This window comes from Streptococcus oralis, from assembly GCF_004127215.1.
GTDB classification, from domain to species: domain Bacteria; phylum Bacillota; class Bacilli; order Lactobacillales; family Streptococcaceae; genus Streptococcus; species Streptococcus oralis_BD.
Genome location: NZ_QEWJ01000001.1, coordinates 445,197 through 469,299 on the forward strand (window position 1 = coordinate 445,197; position 24,103 = coordinate 469,299).

32 protein-coding genes and 1 pseudogene are annotated in these 24,103 nt (G+C 41.6%); 3 read left to right on the top strand and 30 right to left on the bottom strand.

Annotated elements, in window-relative coordinates; genetic code table 11:
• The first annotated feature begins 51 nt into the window (after positions 1-51).
• Entirely contained in the window at positions 52-1,497 is a 1,446-nt protein-coding gene (locus DF216_RS02055; protein ID WP_129325799.1) for a UDP-N-acetylmuramoyl-L-alanyl-D-glutamate--L-lysine ligase, read from the top strand.
• Positions 1,498-1,533: 36 nt separating this feature from the next.
• On the opposite strand, the gene DF216_RS02060 is transcribed toward DF216_RS02055, so the two are convergent.
• From DF216_RS02060 to DF216_RS02155, 20 genes and pseudogenes are all read right to left on the bottom strand, one after another.
• Positions 1,534-1,734, bottom strand: coding sequence for a CsbD family protein (locus tag DF216_RS02060; protein WP_000051185.1), 201 nt, complete (start codon positions 1,732-1,734; stop codon positions 1,534-1,536).
• A 102-nt stretch (positions 1,735-1,836) separates the two neighbouring features.
• Positions 1,837-2,487 carry a DUF1803 domain-containing protein gene (locus tag DF216_RS02065; RefSeq protein ID WP_129325800.1) on the bottom strand — a complete coding sequence of 217 codons (651 nt, stop codon included), beginning with the start codon at positions 2,485-2,487 and terminating at the stop codon, positions 1,837-1,839.
• Entirely contained in the window at positions 2,471-2,983 is a 513-nt protein-coding gene (locus DF216_RS02070; protein ID WP_129325801.1) for a YiiX/YebB-like N1pC/P60 family cysteine hydrolase, read from the bottom strand. The genes DF216_RS02065 and DF216_RS02070 overlap by 17 nt, the downstream gene beginning before the upstream one ends.
• An 85-nt stretch (positions 2,984-3,068) precedes the next feature.
• Complete coding sequence (locus DF216_RS02075; RefSeq protein ID WP_084933749.1) at positions 3,069-4,004, bottom strand: manganese-dependent inorganic pyrophosphatase; 936 nt, start codon at positions 4,002-4,004, stop codon at positions 3,069-3,071.
• A gap of 85 nt (positions 4,005-4,089) precedes the next feature.
• Entirely contained in the window at positions 4,090-4,374 is a 285-nt protein-coding gene (locus DF216_RS02080; protein ID WP_129325802.1) for a GIY-YIG nuclease family protein, read from the bottom strand.
• Positions 4,364-4,729 (bottom strand): annotated as a pseudogene (locus DF216_RS02085) (tRNA1(Val) (adenine(37)-N6)-methyltransferase); the annotation flags it as partial. The pseudogene DF216_RS02085 and the gene DF216_RS02080, both read right to left, overlap by 11 nt.
• A 45-nt stretch (positions 4,730-4,774) precedes the next feature.
• Positions 4,775-4,996: a type II toxin-antitoxin system RelB family antitoxin gene (gene relB, locus DF216_RS02090; RefSeq protein ID WP_129325803.1), complete on the bottom strand. Its 222-nt coding sequence runs from the start codon at positions 4,994-4,996 to the stop codon at positions 4,775-4,777.
• Between the two features lie 64 nt (positions 4,997-5,060).
• Positions 5,061-5,474: a nuclear transport factor 2 family protein gene (locus tag DF216_RS02095; protein WP_129325804.1), complete on the bottom strand. Its 414-nt coding sequence runs from the start codon at positions 5,472-5,474 to the stop codon at positions 5,061-5,063.
• A gap of 78 nt (positions 5,475-5,552) precedes the next feature.
• A complete protein-coding gene (locus DF216_RS02100; RefSeq protein WP_129325805.1) occupies positions 5,553-5,855 on the bottom strand; it encodes a GIY-YIG nuclease family protein in 303 nt (100 codons plus the stop codon).
• A complete protein-coding gene (locus tag DF216_RS02105) occupies positions 5,845-6,591 on the bottom strand; it encodes a tRNA1(Val) (adenine(37)-N6)-methyltransferase (protein ID WP_084971641.1) in 747 nt (248 codons plus the stop codon). Before DF216_RS02105 ends, DF216_RS02100 begins: the two co-directional genes overlap by 11 nt.
• A gap of 31 nt (positions 6,592-6,622) precedes the next feature.
• Entirely contained in the window at positions 6,623-6,982 is a 360-nt protein-coding gene (locus DF216_RS02110) for a S1 RNA-binding domain-containing protein (RefSeq protein ID WP_084971639.1), read from the bottom strand.
• 1 nt (position 6,983) lies between these two features.
• Complete coding sequence (locus DF216_RS02115; RefSeq protein ID WP_129325806.1) at positions 6,984-8,384, bottom strand: bifunctional Cof-type HAD-IIB family hydrolase/peptidylprolyl isomerase; 1,401 nt, start codon at positions 8,382-8,384, stop codon at positions 6,984-6,986.
• An 81-nt stretch (positions 8,385-8,465) separates the two neighbouring features.
• Positions 8,466-8,975 carry a GNAT family N-acetyltransferase gene (locus tag DF216_RS02120; protein ID WP_129325807.1) on the bottom strand — a complete coding sequence of 170 codons (510 nt, stop codon included), beginning with the start codon at positions 8,973-8,975 and terminating at the stop codon, positions 8,466-8,468.
• A gap of 256 nt (positions 8,976-9,231) precedes the next feature.
• A complete protein-coding gene (gene rpsR / locus DF216_RS02125) occupies positions 9,232-9,471 on the bottom strand; it encodes a 30S ribosomal protein S18 (protein ID WP_000068664.1) in 240 nt (79 codons plus the stop codon).
• Positions 9,472-9,502: 31 nt separating this feature from the next.
• Positions 9,503-9,973 (bottom strand): single-stranded DNA-binding protein SsbA, encoded by a 471-nt coding sequence (gene ssbA, locus DF216_RS02130; protein ID WP_129325808.1) that lies wholly within the window; start codon positions 9,971-9,973, stop codon positions 9,503-9,505.
• A gap of 11 nt (positions 9,974-9,984) precedes the next feature.
• Positions 9,985-10,275 carry a 30S ribosomal protein S6 gene (gene rpsF, locus DF216_RS02135; RefSeq protein ID WP_001151782.1) on the bottom strand — a complete coding sequence of 97 codons (291 nt, stop codon included), beginning with the start codon at positions 10,273-10,275 and terminating at the stop codon, positions 9,985-9,987.
• Between the two features lie 149 nt (positions 10,276-10,424).
• Positions 10,425-11,768 (bottom strand): asparagine--tRNA ligase, encoded by a 1,344-nt coding sequence (gene asnS / locus DF216_RS02140; protein WP_129325809.1) that lies wholly within the window; start codon positions 11,766-11,768, stop codon positions 10,425-10,427.
• A gap of 13 nt (positions 11,769-11,781) precedes the next feature.
• On the bottom strand, positions 11,782-12,153 hold the full coding sequence (locus DF216_RS02145; RefSeq protein WP_129325810.1) for a VOC family protein: 372 nt from the start codon (positions 12,151-12,153) through the stop codon (positions 11,782-11,784).
• Positions 12,153-13,334, bottom strand: a complete 1,182-nt coding sequence (locus DF216_RS02150; RefSeq protein WP_129325811.1) for a pyridoxal phosphate-dependent aminotransferase — start codon at positions 13,332-13,334, stop codon at positions 12,153-12,155. The genes DF216_RS02145 and DF216_RS02150 overlap by 1 nt, the downstream gene beginning before the upstream one ends.
• 9 nt (positions 13,335-13,343) lie before the next feature.
• Complete coding sequence (locus tag DF216_RS02155; RefSeq protein ID WP_129325812.1) at positions 13,344-13,820, bottom strand: cell wall elongation regulator TseB-like domain-containing protein; 477 nt, start codon at positions 13,818-13,820, stop codon at positions 13,344-13,346.
• Positions 13,821-14,068: 248 nt separating this feature from the next.
• Here DF216_RS02155 and DF216_RS02160 point away from each other — a divergent pair, with 248 nt between their 5' ends.
• Entirely contained in the window at positions 14,069-14,617 is a 549-nt protein-coding gene (locus DF216_RS02160; protein WP_129325813.1) for an NAD(P)H-dependent oxidoreductase, read from the top strand.
• Between the two features lie 229 nt (positions 14,618-14,846).
• On the opposite strand, the gene pyrE is transcribed toward DF216_RS02160, so the two are convergent.
• The 7 genes from pyrE to typA all read right to left on the bottom strand — a co-directional run bounded on the left by pyrE (position 14,847) and on the right by typA (position 22,188).
• Positions 14,847-15,476, bottom strand: a complete 630-nt coding sequence (pyrE, locus tag DF216_RS02165; RefSeq protein ID WP_129325814.1) for an orotate phosphoribosyltransferase — start codon at positions 15,474-15,476, stop codon at positions 14,847-14,849.
• 39 nt (positions 15,477-15,515) lie between these two features.
• A complete protein-coding gene (pyrF, locus tag DF216_RS02170) occupies positions 15,516-16,211 on the bottom strand; it encodes an orotidine-5'-phosphate decarboxylase (protein WP_129325815.1) in 696 nt (231 codons plus the stop codon).
• Positions 16,212-16,414: 203 nt separating this feature from the next.
• Positions 16,415-17,533 (bottom strand): cell division protein FtsQ/DivIB, encoded by a 1,119-nt coding sequence (locus DF216_RS02175; protein ID WP_129325816.1) that lies wholly within the window; start codon positions 17,531-17,533, stop codon positions 16,415-16,417.
• A gap of 9 nt (positions 17,534-17,542) precedes the next feature.
• On the bottom strand, positions 17,543-18,601 hold the full coding sequence (locus DF216_RS02180) for a UDP-N-acetylglucosamine--N-acetylmuramyl-(pentapeptide) pyrophosphoryl-undecaprenol N-acetylglucosamine transferase (RefSeq protein WP_129325817.1): 1,059 nt from the start codon (positions 18,599-18,601) through the stop codon (positions 17,543-17,545).
• Between the two features lies 1 nt (position 18,602).
• Positions 18,603-19,955 carry a UDP-N-acetylmuramoyl-L-alanine--D-glutamate ligase gene (gene murD / locus DF216_RS02185; protein WP_129325818.1) on the bottom strand — a complete coding sequence of 451 codons (1,353 nt, stop codon included), beginning with the start codon at positions 19,953-19,955 and terminating at the stop codon, positions 18,603-18,605.
• Positions 19,956-20,072: 117 nt separating this feature from the next.
• Positions 20,073-20,327: a DUF3165 family protein gene (locus DF216_RS02190; protein WP_000262660.1), complete on the bottom strand. Its 255-nt coding sequence runs from the start codon at positions 20,325-20,327 to the stop codon at positions 20,073-20,075.
• Positions 20,328-20,346: 19 nt separating this feature from the next.
• Positions 20,347-22,188, bottom strand: a complete 1,842-nt coding sequence (gene typA, locus DF216_RS02195; RefSeq protein ID WP_129325819.1) for a translational GTPase TypA — start codon at positions 22,186-22,188, stop codon at positions 20,347-20,349.
• 158 nt (positions 22,189-22,346) lie between these two features.
• Here typA and DF216_RS02200 point away from each other — a divergent pair, with 158 nt between their 5' ends.
• A complete protein-coding gene (locus DF216_RS02200; protein ID WP_129325820.1) occupies positions 22,347-23,072 on the top strand; it encodes a pseudouridine synthase in 726 nt (241 codons plus the stop codon).
• Positions 23,073-23,110: 38 nt separating this feature from the next.
• Here the strand turns inward: DF216_RS02200 and DF216_RS02205 are convergent, their stop codons facing one another.
• The 3 genes from DF216_RS02205 to DF216_RS02215 form a co-directional block, all read right to left on the bottom strand.
• The gene (locus DF216_RS02205; protein WP_129325821.1) at positions 23,111-23,344 is read right to left on the bottom strand and encodes a DUF4190 domain-containing protein; all 234 of its coding nucleotides are present in this window, start codon (positions 23,342-23,344) and stop codon (positions 23,111-23,113) included.
• An 86-nt stretch (positions 23,345-23,430) separates the two neighbouring features.
• Entirely contained in the window at positions 23,431-23,811 is a 381-nt protein-coding gene (locus tag DF216_RS02210; protein ID WP_129325822.1) for a rhodanese-like domain-containing protein, read from the bottom strand.
• Positions 23,808-24,080, bottom strand: a complete 273-nt coding sequence (locus DF216_RS02215) for a YqgQ family protein (protein ID WP_164978985.1) — start codon at positions 24,078-24,080, stop codon at positions 23,808-23,810. The genes DF216_RS02210 and DF216_RS02215 overlap by 4 nt, the downstream gene beginning before the upstream one ends.
• Positions 24,081-24,103 lie beyond the last annotated feature (23 nt).

The following is a 24,103-nucleotide window of genomic DNA, read 5'->3' on the forward strand; positions in this document are numbered from 1 at the left end:
ACTTTTCCTTGTTACTTGTAAAATTCGGGCTTGAAGTTTATAATAGAAAGTATGATTAAGATTGAAAATGTATTAGATGTTTTAAAGAAAGATGGCCTTTTTCGCGAGATTATCGACCAAGGACACTACCACTACAACTACAGTAAAGTTGTTTTTGACAGCATCAGTTACGACAGCCGGAAAGTAAAAGAGGGCACTCTTTTTTTTGCAAAAGGTGCTGCCTTTAAAAAAGAATACCTTCTTTCTGCTATAACTCAGGGATTAGCCTGGTATGTAGCTGAAAAGGACTACGAAGTCGGTATCCCTGTTATCATTGTGAACGATATCAAGAAAGCCATGAGTTTGATTGCTATGGAATTTTATGGTAATCCCCAAGAGAAACTCAAAATTCTCGCCTTCACAGGGACCAAGGGTAAGACAACAGCAGCTTACTTTTCATACAACATCCTATCTCAACGCTACCCAACAGCCCTTTTGTCAACTATGAACACAACTCTAGATGGCAAGACCTTCTTTAAATCTTCCTTTTCAACACCTGAAAATATCGATCTTTTCGACATGATGGCTCAGGCTGTTAAAAATGGTAGAACCCATCTCGTAATGGAAGTCTCTAGTCAAGCCTATCTAGTCCATCGAGTCTATGGTCTGACCTTTGATGTAGGAGTCTTTCTTAACATCACTCCTGACCACATCGGTCCGATTGAGCATCCGACTTTTGAAGATTACTTCTACCACAAACGTCTCTTGATGAAAAATAGCCGAGCAGTTGTCATTAACAGCGACATGGACCACTTCTCTGTACTGAAAGAACAAGTGGAACAACAAGAGCATGACTTCTATGGTAGTAAGTCTGGCAACCAAATCGAGAATTCCAAAGCCTTTAGCTTTTCAGCTACAGGAAAACTCGCTGGCGATTATGATATTCAGCTAATTGGCCACTTTAACCAAGAAAACGCAGTTGCTGCTGGACTTGCCTGCCTTCGTCTAGGTGCTAGTCTAGAGGACATCAAAAAAGGAATTGCTACAACCCGAGTTCCTGGACGCATGGAAGTCCTCACACAGAAAAATGGAGCTAAGGTTTTCATTGACTATGCCCACAACGGGGACAGTCTGAAAAAACTCATCAATGTGGTTGAAACTCATCAAACTGGAAAAATCGCTCTGGTTCTCGGTTCTACTGGAAACAAGGGGGAAAGTCGTCGCAAAGACTTTGGTCTCCTCCTCAATCAACACCCTGAGATTCAAGTCTTTCTCACAGCCGACGACCCCAACTATGAAGATCCAATGGAGATTGCAGAGGAAATCAGTAGCTATATCAGCCATCCTGTTGAAAAGATTACCGATCGCGAACAAGCCATCAAGGCGGCAATGGCCATTACAGACCAAGAACTCGATGCCGTGATTATTGCAGGTAAGGGAGCTGACTGCTACCAGATCGTCAATGGAGTGAAAGAATCCTACCCTGGAGATGCAGCCGTTGCAGAACGTTACCTATAAAATCAAAAAATCAGGGGAAGTCCTCCCTTGATTTTTTTAGTCTTCTTTCTTAAATGAGTTTTTAAGACCTTCAACGGCACCTTCTACAGCACCCTTAGCATCTTCAACAACTTCTTTTGCTTTGGCAACTGTTTTTTCTACAGCACCTTCTGCTTCTGTTTTGCTATCACCAGTAACCTTACCAAATCCTTCTTTGATAGCACCAGTTGCTTGTTCCAATTTATTTTCAAGTGACATAGCTCTGTCTCCTTTTTGTTTTAATACGATAATGGTTATCGCTTACATTCAGTTTATGCTTATTCTTTAGTAAAGTCAAACAATCTGCTCAAAAGCAAACAATTAAGGCAAATAGAAAGACAAGCATTCCTTGTCAAAATCAACAGCCAACTCATATTTCCCTTCTTCGTTTTGAACAATATAACCCAAGACGACTAAACTGTCCACAAAGATATCACGCCGTTTCTGCATGAGCTGATCCTTTTTGAGGAATTTGAGTAAAAAAGTCGTCATGTACTTGAGGGCATACTCTGGATTGACATCTCCCAAAATGGCATAGAGTTCCTGCTGTTTTTCTGTCAAAGGATATTGATTCTTTACCTTGTAGAAATAATTAGACAGGGTCATTTTTTCTCTGGCAAAATCCGTAGATTCGACTAAAATGGCTGCATTGGTTTGATTGCGCAATTCCGTCTCAAAAGTCTTCTCTAACAAGGCTTGATAGACTGGACTATCCTCTCTGACAAAAATCTCTTGGTCAAGGGATAGATTGTCTATCGATTCTAGAAAAGGGAGATTGAGAAAATATCGTTTGTTTTCCCTTAGGATCAAGCCTGCCTTAATATACTCTTCCATGAGTTTATCAACTGCCACATCTGGAAACTGAGCCTTGATTTCTCGGAGGATTACATCATCATGCTGGTCCAGATAGTCCACCAAATCTATAAAAAATGGCTGTCGAGTCAAACGAGAGGGATTAAAAATCTGAATCATGAAGATTCCTTTCTTTACATTCTAAAAGAGGAGATGCTGCTAACTGACTGGGATTAGTCCCCGGCTGGTTCAGAGGCACAGGAAGTTCGAGTTTCCTGTAATATTCCCTCCAGAAATCACTAATCTCCTGCTCCCCGTCCCCAAATTGCATCGGAATCGTCTCAAAAATAGGCAGGATTTCTGCGATGTACTGGGAGCAGTAAAAGCCATCCCCATTGGGATAAAAAGAGCTATTATAAGGAGCTCCTAGATGCTTGTAAGCCTTCTCCTTCACCAAGTCAGCTTCCATCTCTGGATAGACATAAAGGTCGTAGAGATGAGTCGGTTCAAAAAAATCAGCTGGTTCTTGACAGATAACACCTGCTTGCCCACTAGCATGGAAAATCAAACCATCCAAAAAGATGGCTACATGACTATAGTTCCCAGTAGAAGCCTGGATGGCCTGCCCCATATCTGAAAGGTCCTTCACAAAAATCAAATAGCCATTTTCTAACATCTTTCTCTCCTAGAAAAAAAGGAGCCGAGACTCCTTTAGCTATATGGAAACAAGTGTTTCCACATTTCAATCATCACTCAGGCTATTAGCCATTAAAGCTTTCAGTCAACTGTGGCACCACTTGTTTCTTACGTGAAACGGCACCTGGAAGGAAGGCATGGTTGTTTTCAAGTTTAAAGTTGAAGGCAGCTTCAACCTTGTCCATGTTTGATCCAAGAGCCAAAATTTCTGAGTTTGAGTTCACAATATCTGTAATCATCAAAACAAAATCTGAGTAGCCGTTTGCTGCGTTGGCAGCTTGCATTGCAGCTTCGATTTCAGCTTGGCGTTCCAAGACTTCAGCAATGTCAACTGTGTTTACTTGGGCAACACGGACCTTATTTCCGTTGAGTTCAAAAGTCTTAGCGTCGATATCAATCAATTCTTCAGCAGATTTACTAGCCAAGTTTGTACCAGCTTTCAGCATCGCGAGGCCGTACTCTTCCAAGTTCACACCTGCTAATTCTGCCAATTCAGGAGCAATAACCTTATCTGTTGGGTGCGTTGTTGGTGATTTCAAAAGAAGGGTATCTGAAATCAAACCCGAAAGCATCAAACCTGCAATCTCTTTAGGAACTGCTACACCATGTTCTTTGAACATGCGGTAAACAATAGATGAAGCTGATCCAACTGGTTCCAAACGCATGTAGAGCGGACTTGCAGTTTCAAAGTTAGCCACACGGTGGTGATCCACTACTCCGTAAACTTCTACTTCAGCGATATCTGACACTGATTGTTGGAATTCATTGTGGTCAGTCAAGATAACTTGCTCTGCACCTTCTGCTTTAGCAGATGTGATGACGCGTGGTGCTTCTACACCAAAATAGTTCAACACAAAGGCTGTTTCTTCGTTTGGAGTACCGAGAGCAACCGCTTCTGTGTCCAATCCATAAGCTTCTTTTGCAAGGTAAGCAAAGGCTACAGATGACCCGATGGCATCTGAGTCTGGATTTTGGTGACCAAATACTAGAATCTTAGACATGATAATACCTCTTTAAATTTATTCATCTTATTGTAGCACTTTTTTCCTCTTTTGACAAAAGTAAGAGGAGCCAAAAGACTCCTCGTTAGACATCAATATGGTTGACTAGATTTTTATCTTGATTTTCGGATAAAAATCGTTCTTTCTGTGGACGTTTCTTTCGTTTGAGGAGAGCTTCGGCAGACATGGCTTCTTCCTTACTGGCAAAACCCTCTACATAGATGAGTTTGACTGGCAAGCGAGCTCGGGTATACTTGGCCCCCTTACCACTATTATGAACGGCAAGACGTTTCTTCACATCTGTCGTATAACCAGTATAGTAAGAACCGTCACGGCACTCCACCACGTACATATAAGCCTTATGATCCATAGTAAATCTCTTGAATTTCTGGCGTATAGGAACCATCATCATTGTGAACAATGAGCGATGGTAAGACCTTGAAGCCACTCGTCGATCCATCCTTTATAGCCTCAATTAAGAGCATATTTGCTTCCTTTTCTCGTTTAGGATAGACAAATTGCAGGCGCTTAGGTGCTAAATTGTGGCGTTGAAGCATGTCTAGAATATCCAAAAGGCGATCTGGACGATGAACCATGGCCAAACGCCTATTAGACTTGAGAATACTCTGAGCACTTCGGCAGATTTCTTCTAGGTTAGTCGCGATTTCGTGTCTTGCTAGGAGGTAGTGTTCACTCTCGTTCAGATTAGAATTTGGATCCACCTTTTAATTTGCTTCTGCGCTCTTTTAGAATAGTGAACATGATACATACTACAATCCTAATTCTTTCTTAAAATCAGCATGTGAAATCGTTTCAGGCTCTTCCTGGTAATCTTTATAAGCCTGATAATAGAGTTTTAAGTCATATTCGTCCTCTATGGTACGTTTGAGTGACTTTTTAAACAAACTAGAAAGACTTCGACCAGTAAATTGAGCATAACTTTTAAAAAATTCTTCTTCCTCTTGATTTAATCTAACTGTCACTGTACTCATTTGTTTTCTACTTATCTTTTGTATTACATTGTAGCACAAAAAAGATAATTCATGTCAAATAAAACTATTTCAGCAACTTAGATAAAGTCGAACTTAGCATCATACATCCCTTCCAGCCCCAATATATCCTATGTTTATGAATCAAGCCTTCCTCAATTTCCATGACCTCAAGAATATCAATTTGTTCTCCATTATCTGTTATCCTTGGATACTCCCACATTAAAATGTCTCCATTCGTTAGATATTCACCCGTTCGGAACCACTTCACGAGTTCATTAGGACGACGTTTGGTACCTTCTTCTAAAAAATGACGAATAGCAGTTTTCCCTTCCAAAGCGCCGTTTGTTGTATCTAGAATAGCTGGCACTAAAGGGCTTTCAAAAATAGCGTCCTCTGCATATAATGAAATCAATGCTTCTGTATCTCTTCCCTTAGCATATTCATGCCATTTTTCATAAATTTCTTGAATAGTATTCATCTTTATCACCTCAATCCACTTTTTACACTAGTAAAAAAATCGACTAGACTTAGCTAATCGATTTTTTTAGACTCTTTATCAACCCACTACAGTTGACAAAGAGCCAATATCGTTAACTAGATTTTTCTCTTGATTTTCGGATAGAAATCGTTCTTTCTGCGGTCTTTTCTTACGTTTGAGGAGAGCCTCTGCTGACATGGCTTCTTCCTTGCTAGCACAGCCCTCTACATAGATGAGTTTGACTGGCAAGCGAGCTCGAGTATATTTGGCTCCCTTTCCACTATTATGAACGGCAAGGCGTTTCTTCACGTCTGTCGTGTAACCAGTATAGTAAGAACCGTCACGGCACTCCACCACGTACATATAAGCCTTATGATCCATAGTAAATCTCTTGAATTTCTGGCGTATAGGAACCATCATCATTGTGAACAATGAGTGGTGGCAAGACCTTGAAGCCACTCGTCGATCCATCCTTGATAGCTTCGATTAAGAGCATATTTGCCTCCTTCTCTCGTTTAGGATAGACAAATTGCAGGCGCTTAGGTGCCAAATTGTGACGTTGAAGCATGTCTAGAATATCCAAAAGTCGATCTGGACGATGAACCATAGCCAAACGGCCATTAGACTTGAGAATACTCTGAGCACTTCGACAGATTTCCTCTAGATTAGTTGTAATTTCATGTCTAGCTAAGAGGTAGTGTTCACTCTCGTTCAGATTGGAATGCGGGTCCACCTTGAAATAAGGCGGATTGCACAAGATCATATCCACCTTACTTCCCTTAATGTGTGCAGGCATATTTTTCAAATCATCGCAGATAACCTGCATCTGCTCTTCCAAACCATTCAATTGAACTGAACGCTCAGCCATATCCGCCAAGCGCTCCTGAATCTCCACAGAGAGAATTTTGGCCTTGGTACGACTACTTGCAAAAAGTCCAACTGCACCATTTCCAGCACAAAAGTCCACAATTAAGCCATTTTTAGGAAAGCGAGGAAAGCGTGACAAGAGAACACTATCCACCGAATAGCTAAATACTTCTCTATTTTGAATGATCTTGATATCTGTCGAAAAGAGCTGGTTGATGCGCTCTCCTGATTTTAATAATTGTTCTTCCATATATTGATTTTAAAATACGAAATCTAATAGACTAGTTTTTCTCTTTCAGATTGTTGAGGGCTTCCCTTGTCCAGACAGGCATCATTCGGCTAAGTGGAGCAAAACCGTGCTTGATACGGTCATTTGAAAAACGTCTTCGTCTTGGCAGTTGGTGTTTTTCTTCCTCCAGCGTGCGAATAGACAGACTGGCTTTACCTGAAAATTCGTCCAAATCAACAACCTGAACTTGCACTTCTTCACCAATTTTCAAAACTTCATAGATATTTTCGATAAATCCTGTCCGAATCTCTGAAATATGGATCAGCCCAATCACCCCTGTCTCTAATTCGACAAAGGCACCATAAGGCTGAATTCCTGTAATACGCCCCTTTAGCTTATCACCAATTTTCATATTAGTCCTCAATTTCAATCGTTTCAATTACTACATCTTCAACTGGCTTGTCCATAGCACCAGTTTCAACAGCTGCAATGGCATCCAAGACTGCAAAAGATTCTGCATCGACCAATTGCCCAAAAACAGTGTGACGGCGGTCAAGGTGAGGAGTTCCGCCTTGCTCTGCATAAATCTCAGCGATTGGTTCTGGCCAACCACCACGCGCAATCTCTTTCTTAGAGTATGGCAAGTGTTGGTTTTGCACGATAAAGAACTGACTGCTATTGGTATTTGGCCCAGCATTGGCCATAGACAGAGCCCCACGAACATTATAGAGTTCTTCAGAAAACTCATCTTCAAAAGCATCTCCATAGATAGATTCTCCTCCCATACCAGTACCAGTTGGGTCTCCACCTTGGATCATAAAGTCCTTGATGATGCGGTGGAAAATGACGCCATCATAGTAACCATCTTTTGAAAGAGCGATAAAGTTAGCTACTGTTTTAGGAGCATGTTCAGGGAAGAGCTTGATACGCAAGTCTCCGTGATTTGTCTTAATGGTCGCTAGCGGACCTTCTACTGTTTCAATGTCTACTTGTGGGAAATACAATTCTTTTTCTACTAAACCAAACTTAGTTAAGGCATCAAAAACACCATCTTCTTCTACTGTTTTTGTAGTATAATCTGCTTTTTCTTTGATTTTTTCATGGGAAACTCCCATGGCAATACTAATTTCTGCATAATCAAAGAGTTCCAAGTCATTGAGACCGTCTCCAAAAACCATGATATTTTCTGGTTTCAAGCCTAGATGCTCCACAACCTTAGCTACACCACTTGCTTTTGATCCTGAAATGGGCACGATATCAGATGAATGTTCATGCCAACGCACCATGCGAAGTTTATCCGACAAGGAATCTGGCAAGTGCAAGTCATCCCCTTTATCTTCAAAGGTCCACATCTGGTAAATATCTGCTTTTTCATGGAAGTCAGGATCCACATCCAAGTTCGGGTAAATCGGATCAATAGCCTCACTGATCATTTCTGTTCGCGTGGAGAGTTTGGCGTCATGACTTCCAACCAAGCCATACTCAATTCCCTCTTCCTTCGTCCAAGAAATGTACTCCTCTACATCTGACTTCTCAATTCGATTTTGATAAATAATATTTCCTTTTTTATCTTCTATATAAGCACCATTCAAGGTTACAAAAAAGTCCGGCTTGAGTTCACGAATCTCTGGAACAACTCCAAAAATGCCACGTCCAGAAGCAATTCCTGTCAAAATCCCTTTTTCACGCAACTGCTTAAAGACAGTAGGAATTGTATCCGGAATAAAACCTGTCTTTGACGCACGCAGGGTATCATCGATATCAAAAAAGACGATTTTAATCTTCTTTGCCTTGTATTTTAATTTTGCATCCATCTCTCTACCTCTTTCAATCTAACTCTTTCCATTATACCATAAAGTAGAGAAATCCCACATCTCCAAAAAATTCGCTATCTCTTATTCTAATTCCTTAGATAAGTACAGAACTAAATCATCATTATTTTGAATAGTGGCATTCATTTCCAAAGGTTGGTTTCGATACCAAACGCCTGAACCATCTGGAATATAGTCTCGTTTCATGTACAATCTCTGGGCAGCTCCATAGCCTGAGTGCAAACCTACACCTAACGTCACTTTGTCCGAAAAAAGCTTTACTCGTTTTTCTGCTTCTTCTATCAAGAGATTGCCAATACCTTGATTTTGAAAGGTTTCAAAGACATTGAAATCTGACAGTTCTGGAGCCGTTCCAGCAAAGGGTCCCTGCTTAGCATCAGGTAAAATAGTAATGTAGCCCACTACAGCACTGGTAAGGTCAGCAATTAACACTTCCCTCTCTCCACTTTCCTGCTCCTTAAAGTATCGAGTTAAAATCTCCTCTCTACTTGGCCAACCTTGGCTAGTAAATCCTCGAGAGAGATTTTTAATGTCAGATTCTTGCATTTTCCTAATTGAACATGTCGTCTTCATAAGTTGCTCCTTTAAAGCTTTCTCCTACCATTATAGCACGATAATAAAAATAAAAAGAAATAACCTAGTAAGAAAAAAGCATCTTACTAGGTCAAAAGTAGCTCTGTCCAACAGAACCCCGTAAAAGTCTGAAAAAGAGGTTCAATCGAATCTGAAAAAAGACCCGGGTGGATCAGAAAAAGAGGTCCCTCGGACCTGACTCGCCTTCTCATTTCAAAGCTCGTGAAAAAAAGACCCGTTGGGGTCTTTTTTTTCTTTAATCTTCGTTTACGAAAGGCATCAAAGCCATTACGCGAGCGCGTTTGATAGCTGTTGTTACTTTACGTTGGTTTTTAGCTGAAGTTCCTGTTACACGACGAGGAAGAATTTTCCCACGTTCTGAAACGAAACGGCTAAGAAGCTCAGTATCTTTGTAATCAACATATTCAATTTTGTTTGCTGCGATGTAATCAACTTTTTTACGGCGTTTGAATCCGCCACGACGTTGTTGAGCCATGTTTTTTCTCCTTTATAGTTTTAATTGTCCATTAGAATGGTAAATCATCATCTGAAATATCCAACGGATTGGTTGCTCCAAATGGATTTTCATCACGTGAAAAGTCAGGTACTGATTGTATAGGTGCTGTATAACTAGCAGTTGGCGCAGAATAAGCTCCACCTGTATGTCCTTCACGCACGCTACGGCTTTCCAACATTTGGAAATTGTCAGCCACGACTTCTGTTACGTAGACACGTTGTCCTTGCTGGTTATCGTAACTACGAGTCTGGATACGACCTGTGATCCCGATAAGAGAGCCTTTTTTAGCCCAGTTAGCAAGATTTTCAGCCTGTTGGCGCCACATAACGACATTGATGAAATCAGCCTCACGTTCGCCATTTTGACTCTTGAATGTACGGTTTACTGCAAGAGTAAAAGTCGCAACTGCTACATTTGATGGGGTATAACGCAACTCAGCGTCACGTGTCATACGCCCTACAAGTACAACATTGTTAATCATAGTTTACCTTCTTACGCGTCAAGTTTGACGATCATGTGACGAAGAATGTCAGCGTTAATTTTTGAAAGACGATCAAACTCTTTAAGAGCTGCGTCGTCGTTAGCTTCAACGTTAACGATGTGGTAAAGTCCTTCGCGGAAATCTTGGATTTCGTATGCAAGACGACGTTTTTCCCATGATTTTGATTCAACAACAGTTGCACCGTTGTCAGTCAAGATAGAGTCAAAACGTGCTACCAAAGCGTTTTTCGCTTCTTCTTCAATGTTTGGACGAATGATATAAAGAATTTCGTATTTAGCCATTGATATGTTCCTCCTTTTGGTCTAATGACCCCTAGTCTTTGCAAGGGGTAAGTGAGGTTTGCTCACAATTAACTATTATACTAGAAAAACTGATAGATCGCAAGATAAAAGTGAAAAAAGAAGATGAAATCATCTTCTTTTTTTCTAGTTTATGGTTTGATACGATGCAACATACGTGGGAATGGAATAGCTTCGCGGATGTGTTTTGTACCTGCTGCGAAAGTTACCATACGCTCGATACCGATTCCAAATCCACCGTGTGGTACAGTACCGTATTTACGAAGGTCAAGGTAAAATTCGTACTCTGTACGGTCCATACCAAGTTCTTCCATCTTAGCTACAAGAGCATCATAGTCTTCCTCACGCATAGAACCACCGATAATTTCTCCATAGCCTTCTGGAGCAAGCAAGTCTGCACAAAGCACGCGCTCTGGATTGCCAGGAACTGGTTTCATGTAGAAGGCTTTGATGGCTGCTGGGTAGTTCATGACAAATGTTGGCACACCAAAGTGGTTTGAGATCCAAGTTTCATGTGGTGAACCAAAGTCATCACCATGCTCAAGGTGTTCGTAGTCTGCATCAGCATCGTTTTCATGCTCTTGCAAGAGGTCAATGGCTTGATCGTAAGTGATACGTTTGAATGGCTCTGCAATGTAGCGTTTCAAGAGCTCTGTATCACGTTCCAAGGTTTCCAAGGCTTGAGGCGCACGATCTAGAACACCTTGAAGAAGAGCCTTTACATAAGCTTCTTGCAAGTCAAGTGACTCATCGTGTGTCAGGTATGAGTACTCTGCGTCCATCATCCAGAACTCAGTCAAGTGACGGCGCGTTTTTGATTTCTCAGCACGGAATACTGGACCAAAGTCAAAGACACGACCAAGAGCCATAGCACCTGCTTCTAGGTAAAGCTGACCTGATTGACTCAAGTAGGCTGGCGTTCCGAAGTAGTCTGTTTCAAAAAGCTCTGTTGAATCTTCTGCCGCATTTCCTGAAAGAATTGGGCTATCAAACTTCATGAAGCCGTTCTTATCAAAGAACTCATAAGTTGCATAAATGATAGCGTTACGGATTTGCATCACAGCCACTTGCTTACGAGAGCGGAGCCATAAGTGACGGTTGTCCATCAAGAAGTCTGTTCCGTGTTCTTTTGGTGTGATTGGGTAGTCTTGAGATTCACCGATCACTTCGATGTCTGTAATATCCAACTCATAGCCAAACTTAGAACGTTCGTCCTCTTTGACAATTCCTGTCACATAAACAGAAGTTTCTTGGCTCAAGTGTTTGATCGTTTCAAATTTTTCAAGACCTACCTCTTCACCAAATTTTTCAATAAAGTTTGGTTTGAAGGCAACTCCTTGGAAAAAGGCTGTTCCATCACGCAATTGCAAGAAGGCAATTTTTCCTTTTCCTGATTTGTTGGCAACCCAGGCCCCGATGGTCACTTCTTGACCAACGTAGTCTTTTACTTCGATAATTGTTACACGTTTTGTCATTATTTTTCCTTTTCTATTCTTCTTTATGGCAAACTGCCTCTATGTTATTTCCGTCTGGGTCTATCACAAAGGCCGCATAGTATCCCACATGGTAATTTTTACGTTCGCCAGGTGCACCATTATCCTTTCCTCCAGCAGCCAAAGCCGCTTGATAGAAAGCATCTACTTCTTGACAAGTTTGAGCACTAAAGGCAAAATGCATCGGCTCTTGTTGACCAACACTTAGCCAAAAATCACCACCTGGATCCACATTTCGCGGTTCTGTGAAACTAACGACCTGCCCCGTATCAAATTGAAGGTGATAATTTAAAGTAGTTAAAGTGGCTTGATAGAAAGCTTTAGAAACTTCTAAATTCTTTACCTTAAGGGTGAAATGATCTATCATTACACTTCCTCCATAAATTGATGCAAACGGCGAATCGCTTCTTTCAAGGTGTCCAAGTCAGTTGCATAACTGAGACGAACATTTTCTGGCGCCCCAAACCCTGCTCCTGTAATCAAGGCAAGACCGACTTCCTCAAGAATAGCCGTTGTAAAGTCCGTCACATCGGTATAGCCCTTCATCTCCATCGCTTTTTTAACATTTGGGAAAAGATAGAAGGCTCCTTGGGGTTTGACAACTTCAAATCCTGGTACTTGGCACAAAAGAGGATAAATAGTATTCAAACGTTCCTCAAATGCTTGGCGCATGGTTTCGACAGAGTCTTGTGGCCCAGTTAGGGCTTCAATGGTAGCATATTGTGATACAGCAGTAAGGTTGGAGGTTGTTTGACCTGTTAGCTTGCTCATGGCAGCAATAATCTTAGGATTTCCTACTGCATAACCTACCCGCCAACCAGTCATGGCATAAGCCTTAGATACACCGTTGATAACAATGGTTTGCTTGCGAATAGCTTCTGACAGACTAGAGATTGGAACAAATTCATTTCCGTTATAAACTAGGCGACCATAGATATCATCTGCTAAGATGAGAATATCATGTTCTACAGCCCAATTTCCGATAGCCAGCAATTCCTCGCGAGTGTAGATCATACCAGTCGGATTCGATGGCGAATTGAGGACCAAGACCTTGGTCTTATCTGTTCGGGCTGCTTCTAGCTGCTCGACCGTTACTTTAAAGTGATTGTCTTCCTTGGCCTGTACAAAGACTGGCACACCTTCTGCCATCTTGACTTGGTCCCCATAACTGACCCAGTATGGTGTAGGAATGATGACCTCATCGCCTGGATTGACCACAGCCATAAAGAAGGTGTAGAGAGAGAACTTAGCACCTGTGGCAAAGGTAACCTCGTTTGCTGCTACGGAATACCCATAGTAGCGTTCAAAATAGCTATTAACCGCTGCTTTTAACTCTGGTAGGCCTGAAGCAACTGTATAGAAGGAAGCTCGACCATCACGAATCGCTTCCACCGCCGCATCCTGAATATTTTCAGGAGTATGAAAGTCTGGCTGTCCCAAGGTTAAGAAAAGAACATCCTTTCCTTGAGCTTTTAATGCTTTAGCTCTTGCATCACTGGCTAGAGTAACACTTTCTTCCATTTCTAGTACACGCTTGGATAGTTTCATATGCCCTCCTTATTGGATCACTGCTCCTGTTTCAAAATCGACTAGATAGTAGTGATTTCCTGACTTAACTTCCCAAATTGGCTTGTCCTGATAGCGACCAAAGGTGATCTTATCAATGTCACTAGCTCCTTTTTCCCTCGAAATCGTCGCTGCCTTGTCTTGAGAAATCCCCTTATCAAGCTGATAAATGTAAATCTTGTGGTCATTCTTTTCGATCAGCACGGCAATGGCCTCTTGTTTTTTATTATGCCCCAGAACGCTGTAATAAGCTTCCGAACCATTAAAAAAATCAACCTGATCTGCCTTTTCCAATTCTGCATACTGCTTGGCCAGTTTTTCTCCCTTAACCCTCGCATCTTGATAAGGTTTCATGCTGAGAGATATCAGATAAAGAAAGGAAGTGGTCATGACTAGTAATACCAAAGCAATGCCGATTCCATACTGTATAAGTAGCTTGTTTTTTGCTTTTTTCTGTCTTAGTTTCACTCGTCTATTTTACCATCTCTCTTCCTTTATTACAAGTGAAGACAGGAACATTCCGAGATTATTTTCCCCTTGAAATTAAATACAATATCTGCCTGTCTATCAAATACTGTTTTCTCAGAACTAAGTCTTTCCACCCCTAACAAGTAAACTTAGCTGAGCACATTTATTGCTTATTAGTATCATTTGTTGTAACATAGATGGTGACAAAAGAGTTCGCTCTTTAAATTTTAAACTAAAGGAGACACATCATGTCTAAAAAAGTACTATTTATCGTCGGTTCACTACGCCAAGGTTCTTTCAACCACCAAATGGCACTCGAAGCTGAAAAAGCACTTGCCGGAAAAGCGAAAGTTAGCTATCTTGATTACTCAGCTGTTCCTCTCTTCAGCCAAGATCTTGAAGTTCCAACTCATCCAGCTGTAGCTGCTGCTCGCGAGGCTGTCCTTGCTGCCGATGCCATCTGGATTTTCTCTCCAGTCTATAACTTCTCTATCCCTGGAACAGTGAAGAACTTGCTTGACTGGCTCTCTCGTGCCATTGATTTGTCTGATACACGTAGTGCTTCTGCCCTCCAAGACAAGTTTGTTACTGTCTCTTCTGTAGCCAATGCCGGTCACGAACAACTCTTTGCGATTTACAAAGACCTCTTGCCATTTATCCGTACACAAGTCGTTGGCGACTTTACTGCCGCTCGTGTCAATGACTCTGCTTGGGCAGACGGAAAATTGGTGCTAGACAAAGCAGCTGACTCATCACTTGCAAAACAAGCTGACGACCTTCTTGCAGCTATCAATTAAAAAGAAAAGCTGATTTGAATGAAAATCATTCCAAATAAACCTCAATTAAATACATAATAAAAAACTCCTAGAAAGATGGATATTCCAATCGTTCTAGGAGTTTTACTGTAATTGACTATGAAGAAAAGAGGAAATCAATTCACTAATCGAGACCTTTTCTTTAGTCTGACCTTCATTTTAAAAGTTGGGCAGATAAGCTCGCTCAAACTTGTCTGGTCTTTTTTATAAATTATCCTTGCCAATTTTCTTGGTCTTCTTTAAAGCGTTTTAGGAGAGCAAGTCCTTCTGGTGTGATGTAACCTTCTTCTTGAGCTAGGTGGATCAGTTCACTGTAGTTAGACAGCGTCACCAATTTGACACCTGCGTCTGAGAAATTCTTATCTGCTTTTGGCAATTGGTAGCTGAAAATCGCTACAACTCCAAGCACATCTGCTCCTTCTCGTTTAGCGGCTGCTACAGCTTCAAGAACAGAACCGCCAGTTGAAATAAGGTCTTCAACCACCACCATTTTTTGACCTTGAGCTACCCGCCCTTCGATTTGGTTGCCTGCACCGTGGTCTTTTGGTTTGCTACGAATGTAGGCAAAAGGCAAGTTCATCTTGTCAGCAATGATAGCTCCGTGAGGAATCCCCGCTGTTGCTGTTCCTGCAATCACCTCAACTTCTGGAAAGGCTTCTTTGATAGCATCCACAAAGCCATTTTCAATTAAGGTACGAGTTTCTGGATAGGCTAGTGTCACACGATTATCAGTGTAAATCGGTGACTTGATACCAGATGCCCAAGTAAAAGGCTCTTCTGGTTTGAGGTAAACGGCTTGGATTTTTAAGAGATGGCTAGCGATATCTTTAGCAAGTGTCATAGTATTCTCCTTTTGTTTTTCTAATCTATTTCTTTAATTTCAGTCTTGGTTCCATTCATCCTTGATAGCATGATAAGCTGCAACAGGATCCTCAGCTTGGGTAATGGGACGTCCTACTACGATATAGTCACTACCGATTTGATAAGCATCCGCTGGCGTCATGACGCGTTTTTGGTCTCCAACCGCAGCTCCCGCTGGACGAATTCCCGGTGTCAGACAGATAAAATCTGGATTGGTGGCTTCTTTGATGAGTTGCACTTCCTGAGCCGAGCAAACGACACCATCCAAGCCCGCTTCAGCTGTCTTTTTAGCATAGTGAATCACAGACTCTTGCAGGCTGGTTTGGATATTTTGAAAATTCTGCATCTGACTTTCCGACGTTGATGTAAGCTGGGTCACAGCGATCAATTTGGCTTGTGTCCCAAGACCTTCACGCGCAGCCTTCATCATCTCCACACCACCAGCAGCATGAACATTGGTCATATCCACACCAAGCTGAGACAAGACCTTCATAGCTGACTTGACTGTATTGGGAATGTCATGAAGCTTGAGATCCAGAAAGACACTATGACCCAGACCTTTCAAGTAAGACACGATATCAGGACCCGTTGCATAATAGAGCTCCATCCCTACCTTTAGATAAAGGTTTTCTTCTGCTGGGAAAAGAGCTAAAAATTCCTTGACCGCCTCAAAACTAGGAAAATCAAGAGCAATGACTGGACGATGTTCTCGCATAGGTTTCTCCTTTTACCTTTGCTAGTGAGAGAGTCTGGCCAAAAGAAGCCACGAAAAAAGGAACCTGCCAACAGCAAGGTTCCACGAAAAATGGGTAGTCTCCACCCTTTCACCGTCTAACCTTAGCTGCCTCTCTGGACTGCTTTAAAGGTTTTTTACTATTCTATTATTTATAGTAGGACTTGTCAAGCAAAAACTGGGCTTTATTGTTGTTGCTGTTGTTTCTTTTCTTCTGCTTCTTTTTCTTCCTGTTTTTTCTTCTCAGCTTCCTGTGCCTCTTTTTTAGCTTTTTCCTCAGCTTCTTGCAAAAGTTTATCCGCTAGGCTAGTACTATAGATTCCAGCTTCCATATCAATAAAGCTCGGTTCTGCTAGTTGTGGCTTAATTTTGCTATAATAAGGCAATTTTTTACTTAACTCTGACAAGGGAACCAATATTTCATCTGTGTCCAGCATGGTAATTTTTAAAAGGTCTGCTGTTGCCTTGCTTGGCGCTAATTCGATTTTCTGGATTTGGTTCTTGATATCCTCACTGATAGTAGACAATCCCGTGATCAGCTCTTTCACCTGCTGCTCGTCGTTAAAGGTAACTGTCAGATAAGTCTCAGGCAGGTTCAAAAGGTTGACAGGGCTTGAGTCAATTGTTCCACTAGACAGAATTGGATAGTGGTCTTCACCTGTCACATAGTAACCAGCAATATCAAATTCCTTAACCTCAATCGTAAAGTTAGTTGGAAATTGATAATCAATCTTTGCTGACTCTATCCAATGGTTGGACTTGATTCGCTCAGCATATTTTTCCTTATCCAACAACAGGGCTAAGGTATAGTCGCTGTCTTGAATCCCAGAAGCCTGTTTAATGTCGTCCGCCTGGGTGTTACTATTTCCCTTAACTTCGATATTTTTGATGGTCGAGAGCGGAGTCAACAGGTAGACTGAGAGAAGGAGGACCAGAATACTTGGCACTAAGATACTCACAGCTCGCCAAATATGAACTGGAGCGATTTTAGGCTTGGCTAGTTTTTCTTTTTTCTTCTTCTCTTTTTCTTCGTTGACTTTATAGTCATCCTTTTGAGATTTTTCTTCTTTTTCGGATAGTTCCTTACTTGGACTTGTATCTTCTTCGTCCGACTGACTCGAGGATTTTTTGGCCTCCTCCAATAGTTTCGAGTTGGCCTCCTTTCGAGCTTGTTTTTCCTTTTCCTTCTCCTCAGCTAGGGCAGCTTCTTCCTCAGCCTTTTTCTTTAGGTATTCTTGGTTTCGTTTCTGCCATTCAGACAATTCTTTCTTGGGGTTTGATTCTTTTTTCTTATCCTTTGACATTGATTTTCCTTATGATAAGTCTTTTCTTAGTAGGGCATAAAAATCATCAAGAGATTTCAACTCAGTTGAAGCCCTCATACTAGCTTGGTATTGATCCTTGTGACTAAGCAGGTGACTGATTTTCTCTTCCAAGCTTTCCAAGGTCAAGTCACTTTCTTGAAGTTCTTCTGCATAACCTTTCTTAACAAAGTAGGCTGCATTTTCAATCTGGTCTCCTCGACTTGCTTCACGACCCAATGGTACGATGAGATGGAGTTTCGCCATAGCCAAGAGCTCAAAAATCGTATTGGCACCACCACGCGTCACCACCACATCTGCCATCTCCATCAAGGGTTGATAGAAGTCCGTCACATAGTCAACACGAAAGAGATTTTGACTCAATTCATTGAGGCTAGAATCTCCAGTGAGATTAATGATATTGTAGCGCTCTGTCAGCTCTTTTTTATGTTCTGTCACCAATTGGTTAAAGACACGAGCTCCTGCAGAACCACCAACAAACAATACAGTTGGCAATTTTGGATTAAAGTGGGTTTGGATATCCACCAATTCATCTGGCTCTGAAGTTTTTTGGTCTGAAACCTTGGTCACTGCTCCTACATGCTCGACTTTTGCAAGACCAGCAGCCTGCTCAAAAGTTGAGTACATCTTGGTTGCAAATTTGTAGGCAATTTTATTGGCCAAGCCCATGGATAGGTCAGATTCGTGGATAAAGACAGGTACTCCAGACACACGCGCAGCGATAACTGGCGGCACAGAGACAAATCCCCCTTTAGAAAAGAGAGCTTGCGGACGAAGTCGTAACATGATAAAGAGAGATTGGACAATTCCCCAACCAACTTTGAAGACATCCAGCATATTTTGCCATGAAAAATAGCGACGCAATTTCCCTGTCGCAATGGAATGGAAGGTCACATTCAAACCTGACTTGAGGATTTCTTGGTGTTCGATTCCGTTCTTATCCCCGATATAGTGGACTTCCCAGCCGTCTTCGATAAACTTGGGCATTAACAAAAGATTGAGGGTAACGTGTCCAACCGTCCCCCCACCTGTAAAGACAATTTTTTTCATATTATTCCTTTAACTCCGCTACTGTGTCGATAAAGAGGTCGCCACGTACTTCAAAGTTAGCATACATATCCCAACTGGCATTGGCAGGACTGAGGAGAACCACATCTCCTTGAGCCGCAAGCTCATAGGCCTTGCGGGTCGCATCTGCAATATCAGTCGCATCCACGTAAGTCACACCAGCCTTCTCAGCTGCCCGTTTAACACGTTCTGCTGACTGACCAAGGATGACCATTTTCTTGAGGCCAGTAATGTCTGGCACCAATTCGTCAAATTCATTTCCACGGTCTAAACCACCTGCAATCAAGATGACCTTGCTGTTGTCAAATCCTGACAAGGCTTTTTGAGTTGCCAAAATATTGGTTGACTTGCTATCGTTATAGAATTTGACACCTTTGATTTCATCCACAAATTGGAGACGGTGTTTGACACCACCAAAAGATGAAAGAGTTTCCTTGATGGTTTGACTGTCTACACCACGGAGTTTGGCTACAACAATGGTAGCAAGGGCGTTTTCTACATTGTGACTACCTGGAACACCGATTTCATCAGCTGCCATGACCACTTCCCCACGGAAGTAAAGTTGACCATCTTCCAGATAAGCTCCATCAACCTTCTCAAGTGTTGAAAATGGAACAACCGTAGCCTCTGTTTTGGTAGCCAATTTTTTTGCCAAGTCTTGGTTAAAGTTCAAAACAAGGAAATCAGTTGCTGTCATCTTGTTCTGGATATTCCATTTAGCTACTACATATTCCTCAAATGAGCCATGGTAATCGATATGAGTTGGCATGAGGTTGGTAATAACCGCAATCTCAGGATGGAATTCTTGAACTCCCATTAGTTGGAAAGAAGAAAGTTCCATGACAAGCGTGTCCTTGGCTGTTGCAGTTTGAGCCACTTGACTAGCAGGATAGCCGATATTCCCTGACAAGAGACCATGTTGTCCAGCAGCAGTCAAAACTTCTCCAATCATAGTCGTTGTGGTCGTTTTCCCATTTGAACCTGTGATACCGATAATTGGCGCTTCTGAGATCAAGTAAGCCAACTCCACCTCCGTCAAGACTGGAATTTCCTTTGCTAATGCCTTTTCAATCATGGGATTGCTATAAGGAATCCCTGGATTTTTTACCATGAGGGCAAACTCTTCATCCAAGAGCTCCAAAGGATGCCCACCAGTGACAACCTTGATCCCTTCTTCCAGCAAACTTTGCGCAGCTGGATTTTCCTCAAAAGGTTTGCCATCATTTACCGTCACAATGGCACCCAGCTTGTCCAGCAAACGAGCTGCAGACTCACCAGACTTAGCCAAACCTAAAACAAGGACTTTCTTATTTTTAAATTGATCGATTACTTTCATGTCTCAAACTCCATTTCTACTCCTACTATTTTACCATTTTTATGGAAATAATACTAAGCGAAAATGCTCTAACCCTCATTCTAACATCGAAAAAGAGAGCCATAGCTCTCTTTCTATTTATCTTCTTTTGCTCTTTTTTACAGGCATGAGCGTAATGTCCCTCAAGCTAAAGTAGGCTAGGGCCAGCATGGCGATTGTGACAAAGAATTCTGTAGGTAATTGGAAGATTTGCAAGATGGACAACATCAACAAAATCAAGAGTGCAACAACTACAAAGACCAAGATAACGATGTTGACTGTTCCTTTGATACTTTGGGGTGTCGCAAATACATAGAGTAGTAATAAGAGTATCCCTATGATTAAATAGACCATCTTTATCTCTTTCTAGCTCTTATTCAGCTGATTTTTTCTTTTTGTTGGCTTTCTCGCGCTCTGCCTTGTTGAGGATTTGCTTACGCAAACGGATTGACTCAGGCGTTACTTCCATGTACTCGTCATCGTTCAAGAACTCAAGAGACTCTTCAAGGGTCAAGATACGAGGTGTCTTGATAACCGCTGTTTGGTCCTTGGTAGCTGAACGAACGTTGGTCATTTGTTTAGCCTTAGTGATGTTAACTGTCAAGTCATTTTCACGAGAGTTTTCACCGATGATCATTCCTTCATAAACCTCAGTACCTGGGTTAACAAAGATGGTTCCACGTTCTTCGATCGACATGATTGAGTAAGTTGTTGCCTTACCAGCATCGATGGAAACGAGGGCACCACGGTGACGTCCACCGATTTCACCCGGAATGAGTGGCAAGTATTGGTCGAAGGTATGGTTCATGATACCGTAACCACGAGTCATTGACAAGAACTCAGTTGAGTATCCAATCAAACCACGCGCTGGAACAAGGAAAACCAAGCGAGTTTGACCATTACCAGTTGAAATCATATCCAACATTTCACCCTTACGCTCAGAAAGACTTTGAATAACAGATCCTTGGTATTCTTCTGGAGTGTCGATTTGCACGCGCTCAAATGGCTCACATTTGACACCGTCGATTTCTTTTACAATAACCTCTGGACGAGATACTTGAAGTTCATAACCCTCACGACGCATGGTTTCGATCAAGATTGACAAGTGCAATTCTCCACGTCCTGAAACAGTCCATTTATCTGGTGAGTCTGTAGGCTCGACACGAAGGGAAACGTCTGTTTGCAATTCTGCCTGCAAGCGTTCTTCCACCTTACGAGAAGTTACCCATTTCCCTTCACGACCTGCAAATGGTGAGTTGTTTACCAAAAAGGTCATTTGAAGCGTTGGCTCATCAATGTGAAGAATTGGAAGTGGTTCAATGGCATCTGTCGGAGTAATGGTTTCACCAACAAAGATATCTTCCATACCTGAAACGGCGATCAAGTCACCTGCTTTAGCTTCTTGAATTTCACGACGTTCCAAACCAAAGAAACCGAAGAGTTTTGTAACACGGAAGTTCTTGGTTGTACCATCAAGTTTAGAAAGGGTAACTTGGTCTCCAACTTTTACACTACCACGGAAGACACGACCGATGCCGATACGACCTACGAAGTCATTGTAGTCCAAAAGTGACACTTGGAATTGCAAAGGCTCATCAGAGTTGTCTACTGGAGCTGGGATATGGTCGATGATGGTATCAAAGATTGGTGCCATTGTTTTTTCTTGATCAGCAGGATCATCAGACAAGGAAGATGTTCCGTTGATAGCAGAAGCATACACCACTGGGAAATCAAGCTGGTCATCATCTGCACCAAGCTCGATGAAGAGTTCCAAGACTTCGTCCACTACTTCTGCTGGACGAGCTGATGGTTTGTCGATTTTGTTGACAACCACGATTGGGACAAGGTCTTGTTCCAAGGCCTTTTTCAATACGAAACGAGTTTGTGGCATGGTTCCTTCGTAGGCATCCACAACCAAAACAACACCGTCAACCATTTTCATGATCCGCTCAACTTCTCCACCGAAGTCCGCGTGCCCAGGTGTGTCCATGATATTAATACGAGTTCCATTGTAAGCAACGGCTGTATTTTTTGCAAGGATGGTAATTCCGCGCTCTTTCTCGATATCGTTTGAATCCATCGCACGCTCTGCCAATTCAGTACGTGCATCAAGCGTTTCTGATTGTTTCAATAATTCGTCAACGAGGGTTGTTTTACCGTGGTCAACGTGGGCGATAATCGCAATGTTACGGATATCTTCTCTTAATTTTGTCATGATTTCCTCTAATATTTAAATTTTTATTTCTAACTGAACAATTATACCACAGTCTTATCCAAAAATCACAGTTCAGCTAAGTGTAAATGTTTTCACTCTGCTTTTCTAGGCAAGGCAACCCTTTTCAAAGTCAGAGACTTATGATAAGATAAGCTGGTATGCGTTTAGATAGATTATTAGCCCAAGAAAAGGTCAGTCGCAAGGCTATGAAACAGGCACTTCAAAAAAAAGAAATCCTAGTGGACGATTGTCCAGCCAGCTCCCTCGCTCAAAATGTCGACACTGGATTACAAAAACTAGTCTTTCAAGGACGGCAAATCCAAGGATACGAGCACAACTACCTCATGCTTCATAAGCCAAACGGAGTCGTTACAGCTAGCAAGGATAAGAAACTTCCAACCGTCATGGACCTAGTCCCCAAAAATATCCAGTCAGACCAACTCTACGCGATAGGCAGGCTAGACCGCGATACTACAGGACTACTCCTTTTGACAGACAATGGACCTCTTGGTTTTCAACTCCTCCATCCTCAATATCATGTAGATAAAACTTACCAAGTCAAGGTTAATGGACTGCTCACACCAGACCATATCCAAAAGTTCAAAGATGGGATTATCTTTTTAGATGGGACTGCCTGTAAACCTGCTCAGCTTGAAATTCTAGACGCAAGCCCAACAGAGAGCCATACCTCTATTACCATCTCAGAAGGAAAATTTCATCAGGTTAAAAAAATGTTCCTCTCAGTTGGTGTCAAGGTGACTGCCTTAAAAAGAGTCCAGTTCGGCGATTTTACATTAAATTCAGAGCTATCAGAAGGGCAATACCGTCCCTTGAATCCAGAGGAATTAGAAATCATAAAAAACTATTTAGAGATGAGTCGATAAAACAAAAAAAGCTTTAGGTTTGAAGCTTTTTTTATTGCTTATCTAAAAACTATTGCGATGGCTAGAATCCAGTTAAGAACAGAAACTACAAGTCCTACGATGTTGAGAATTTTTTCTGTTTGATAGTTAAGTCCAGATTCTTTTTGGTATGAAAAAGCCAAGACCAATCCTATAATCCCCAAAATCAGACCCACTATTGGAGAAAGCAAACCAAGGACGATAGATAAGATACCTAAAATAAGTGAAGGTTTTTTCTTTTGTTGTGAATTCATATTACAAAATCTCCTTAAATTTAATATAAATGATGATACCATAAAATGCAAGATTTATCTACCATTAGACAGTTTTTAACAGAATGTTAGCTAGTCTTGACCTTCCCGTTCCAAGAATCCAATCCATAAGAAAGGATATAAATTTCAGAGAAACCTTGTTTTTTCAAATAAAGTGCTGCATTGGTTACTCGTTGTCCGCGTTGGTTTTCATAGAGAAGGACAGGTTTATCCTTGCGAAGGGCTGCAAGGCTTGACTTCAACTGATTTGAAGGAATATTGCGGGCTCCGAGGATATGTTTCCTGTGAAATTCTGCTGCTTCACGAACATCAATCAACTGCCCTTTCCGAATCAAGGCTTCAAATTCTGCATTGTCCACAATCTTAGCTGCACGACGAATACGAAGGTAGTTATACCCCATCCATGCCGCCATCGCTAGTACGATTCCCCAAACAATCCAAATTGTCATAAGTTCTTATCTCCATTTTTCTCTATGTAGTCTAATTCTATCTTGTGCTCTCTACGAAGAACAGCTTCCGCCTCTAGATAGTCTAACTTGTCCATCAGACCTGCATCATAGATCCGAGAGAGTTCGAGCTTCATCAGTTCAATATCATACAAGCGCTTCCCCATGTAAACAATAATGCCAAACTGTTTGAGAAATTGCTGCACATCATAGAATGTTTTCATAAGACTCATTCTAGCAAAATTTTGTGTTTTTTTCAAGAAGAGACTCACACAAGAAGTATCACAGAAATTAA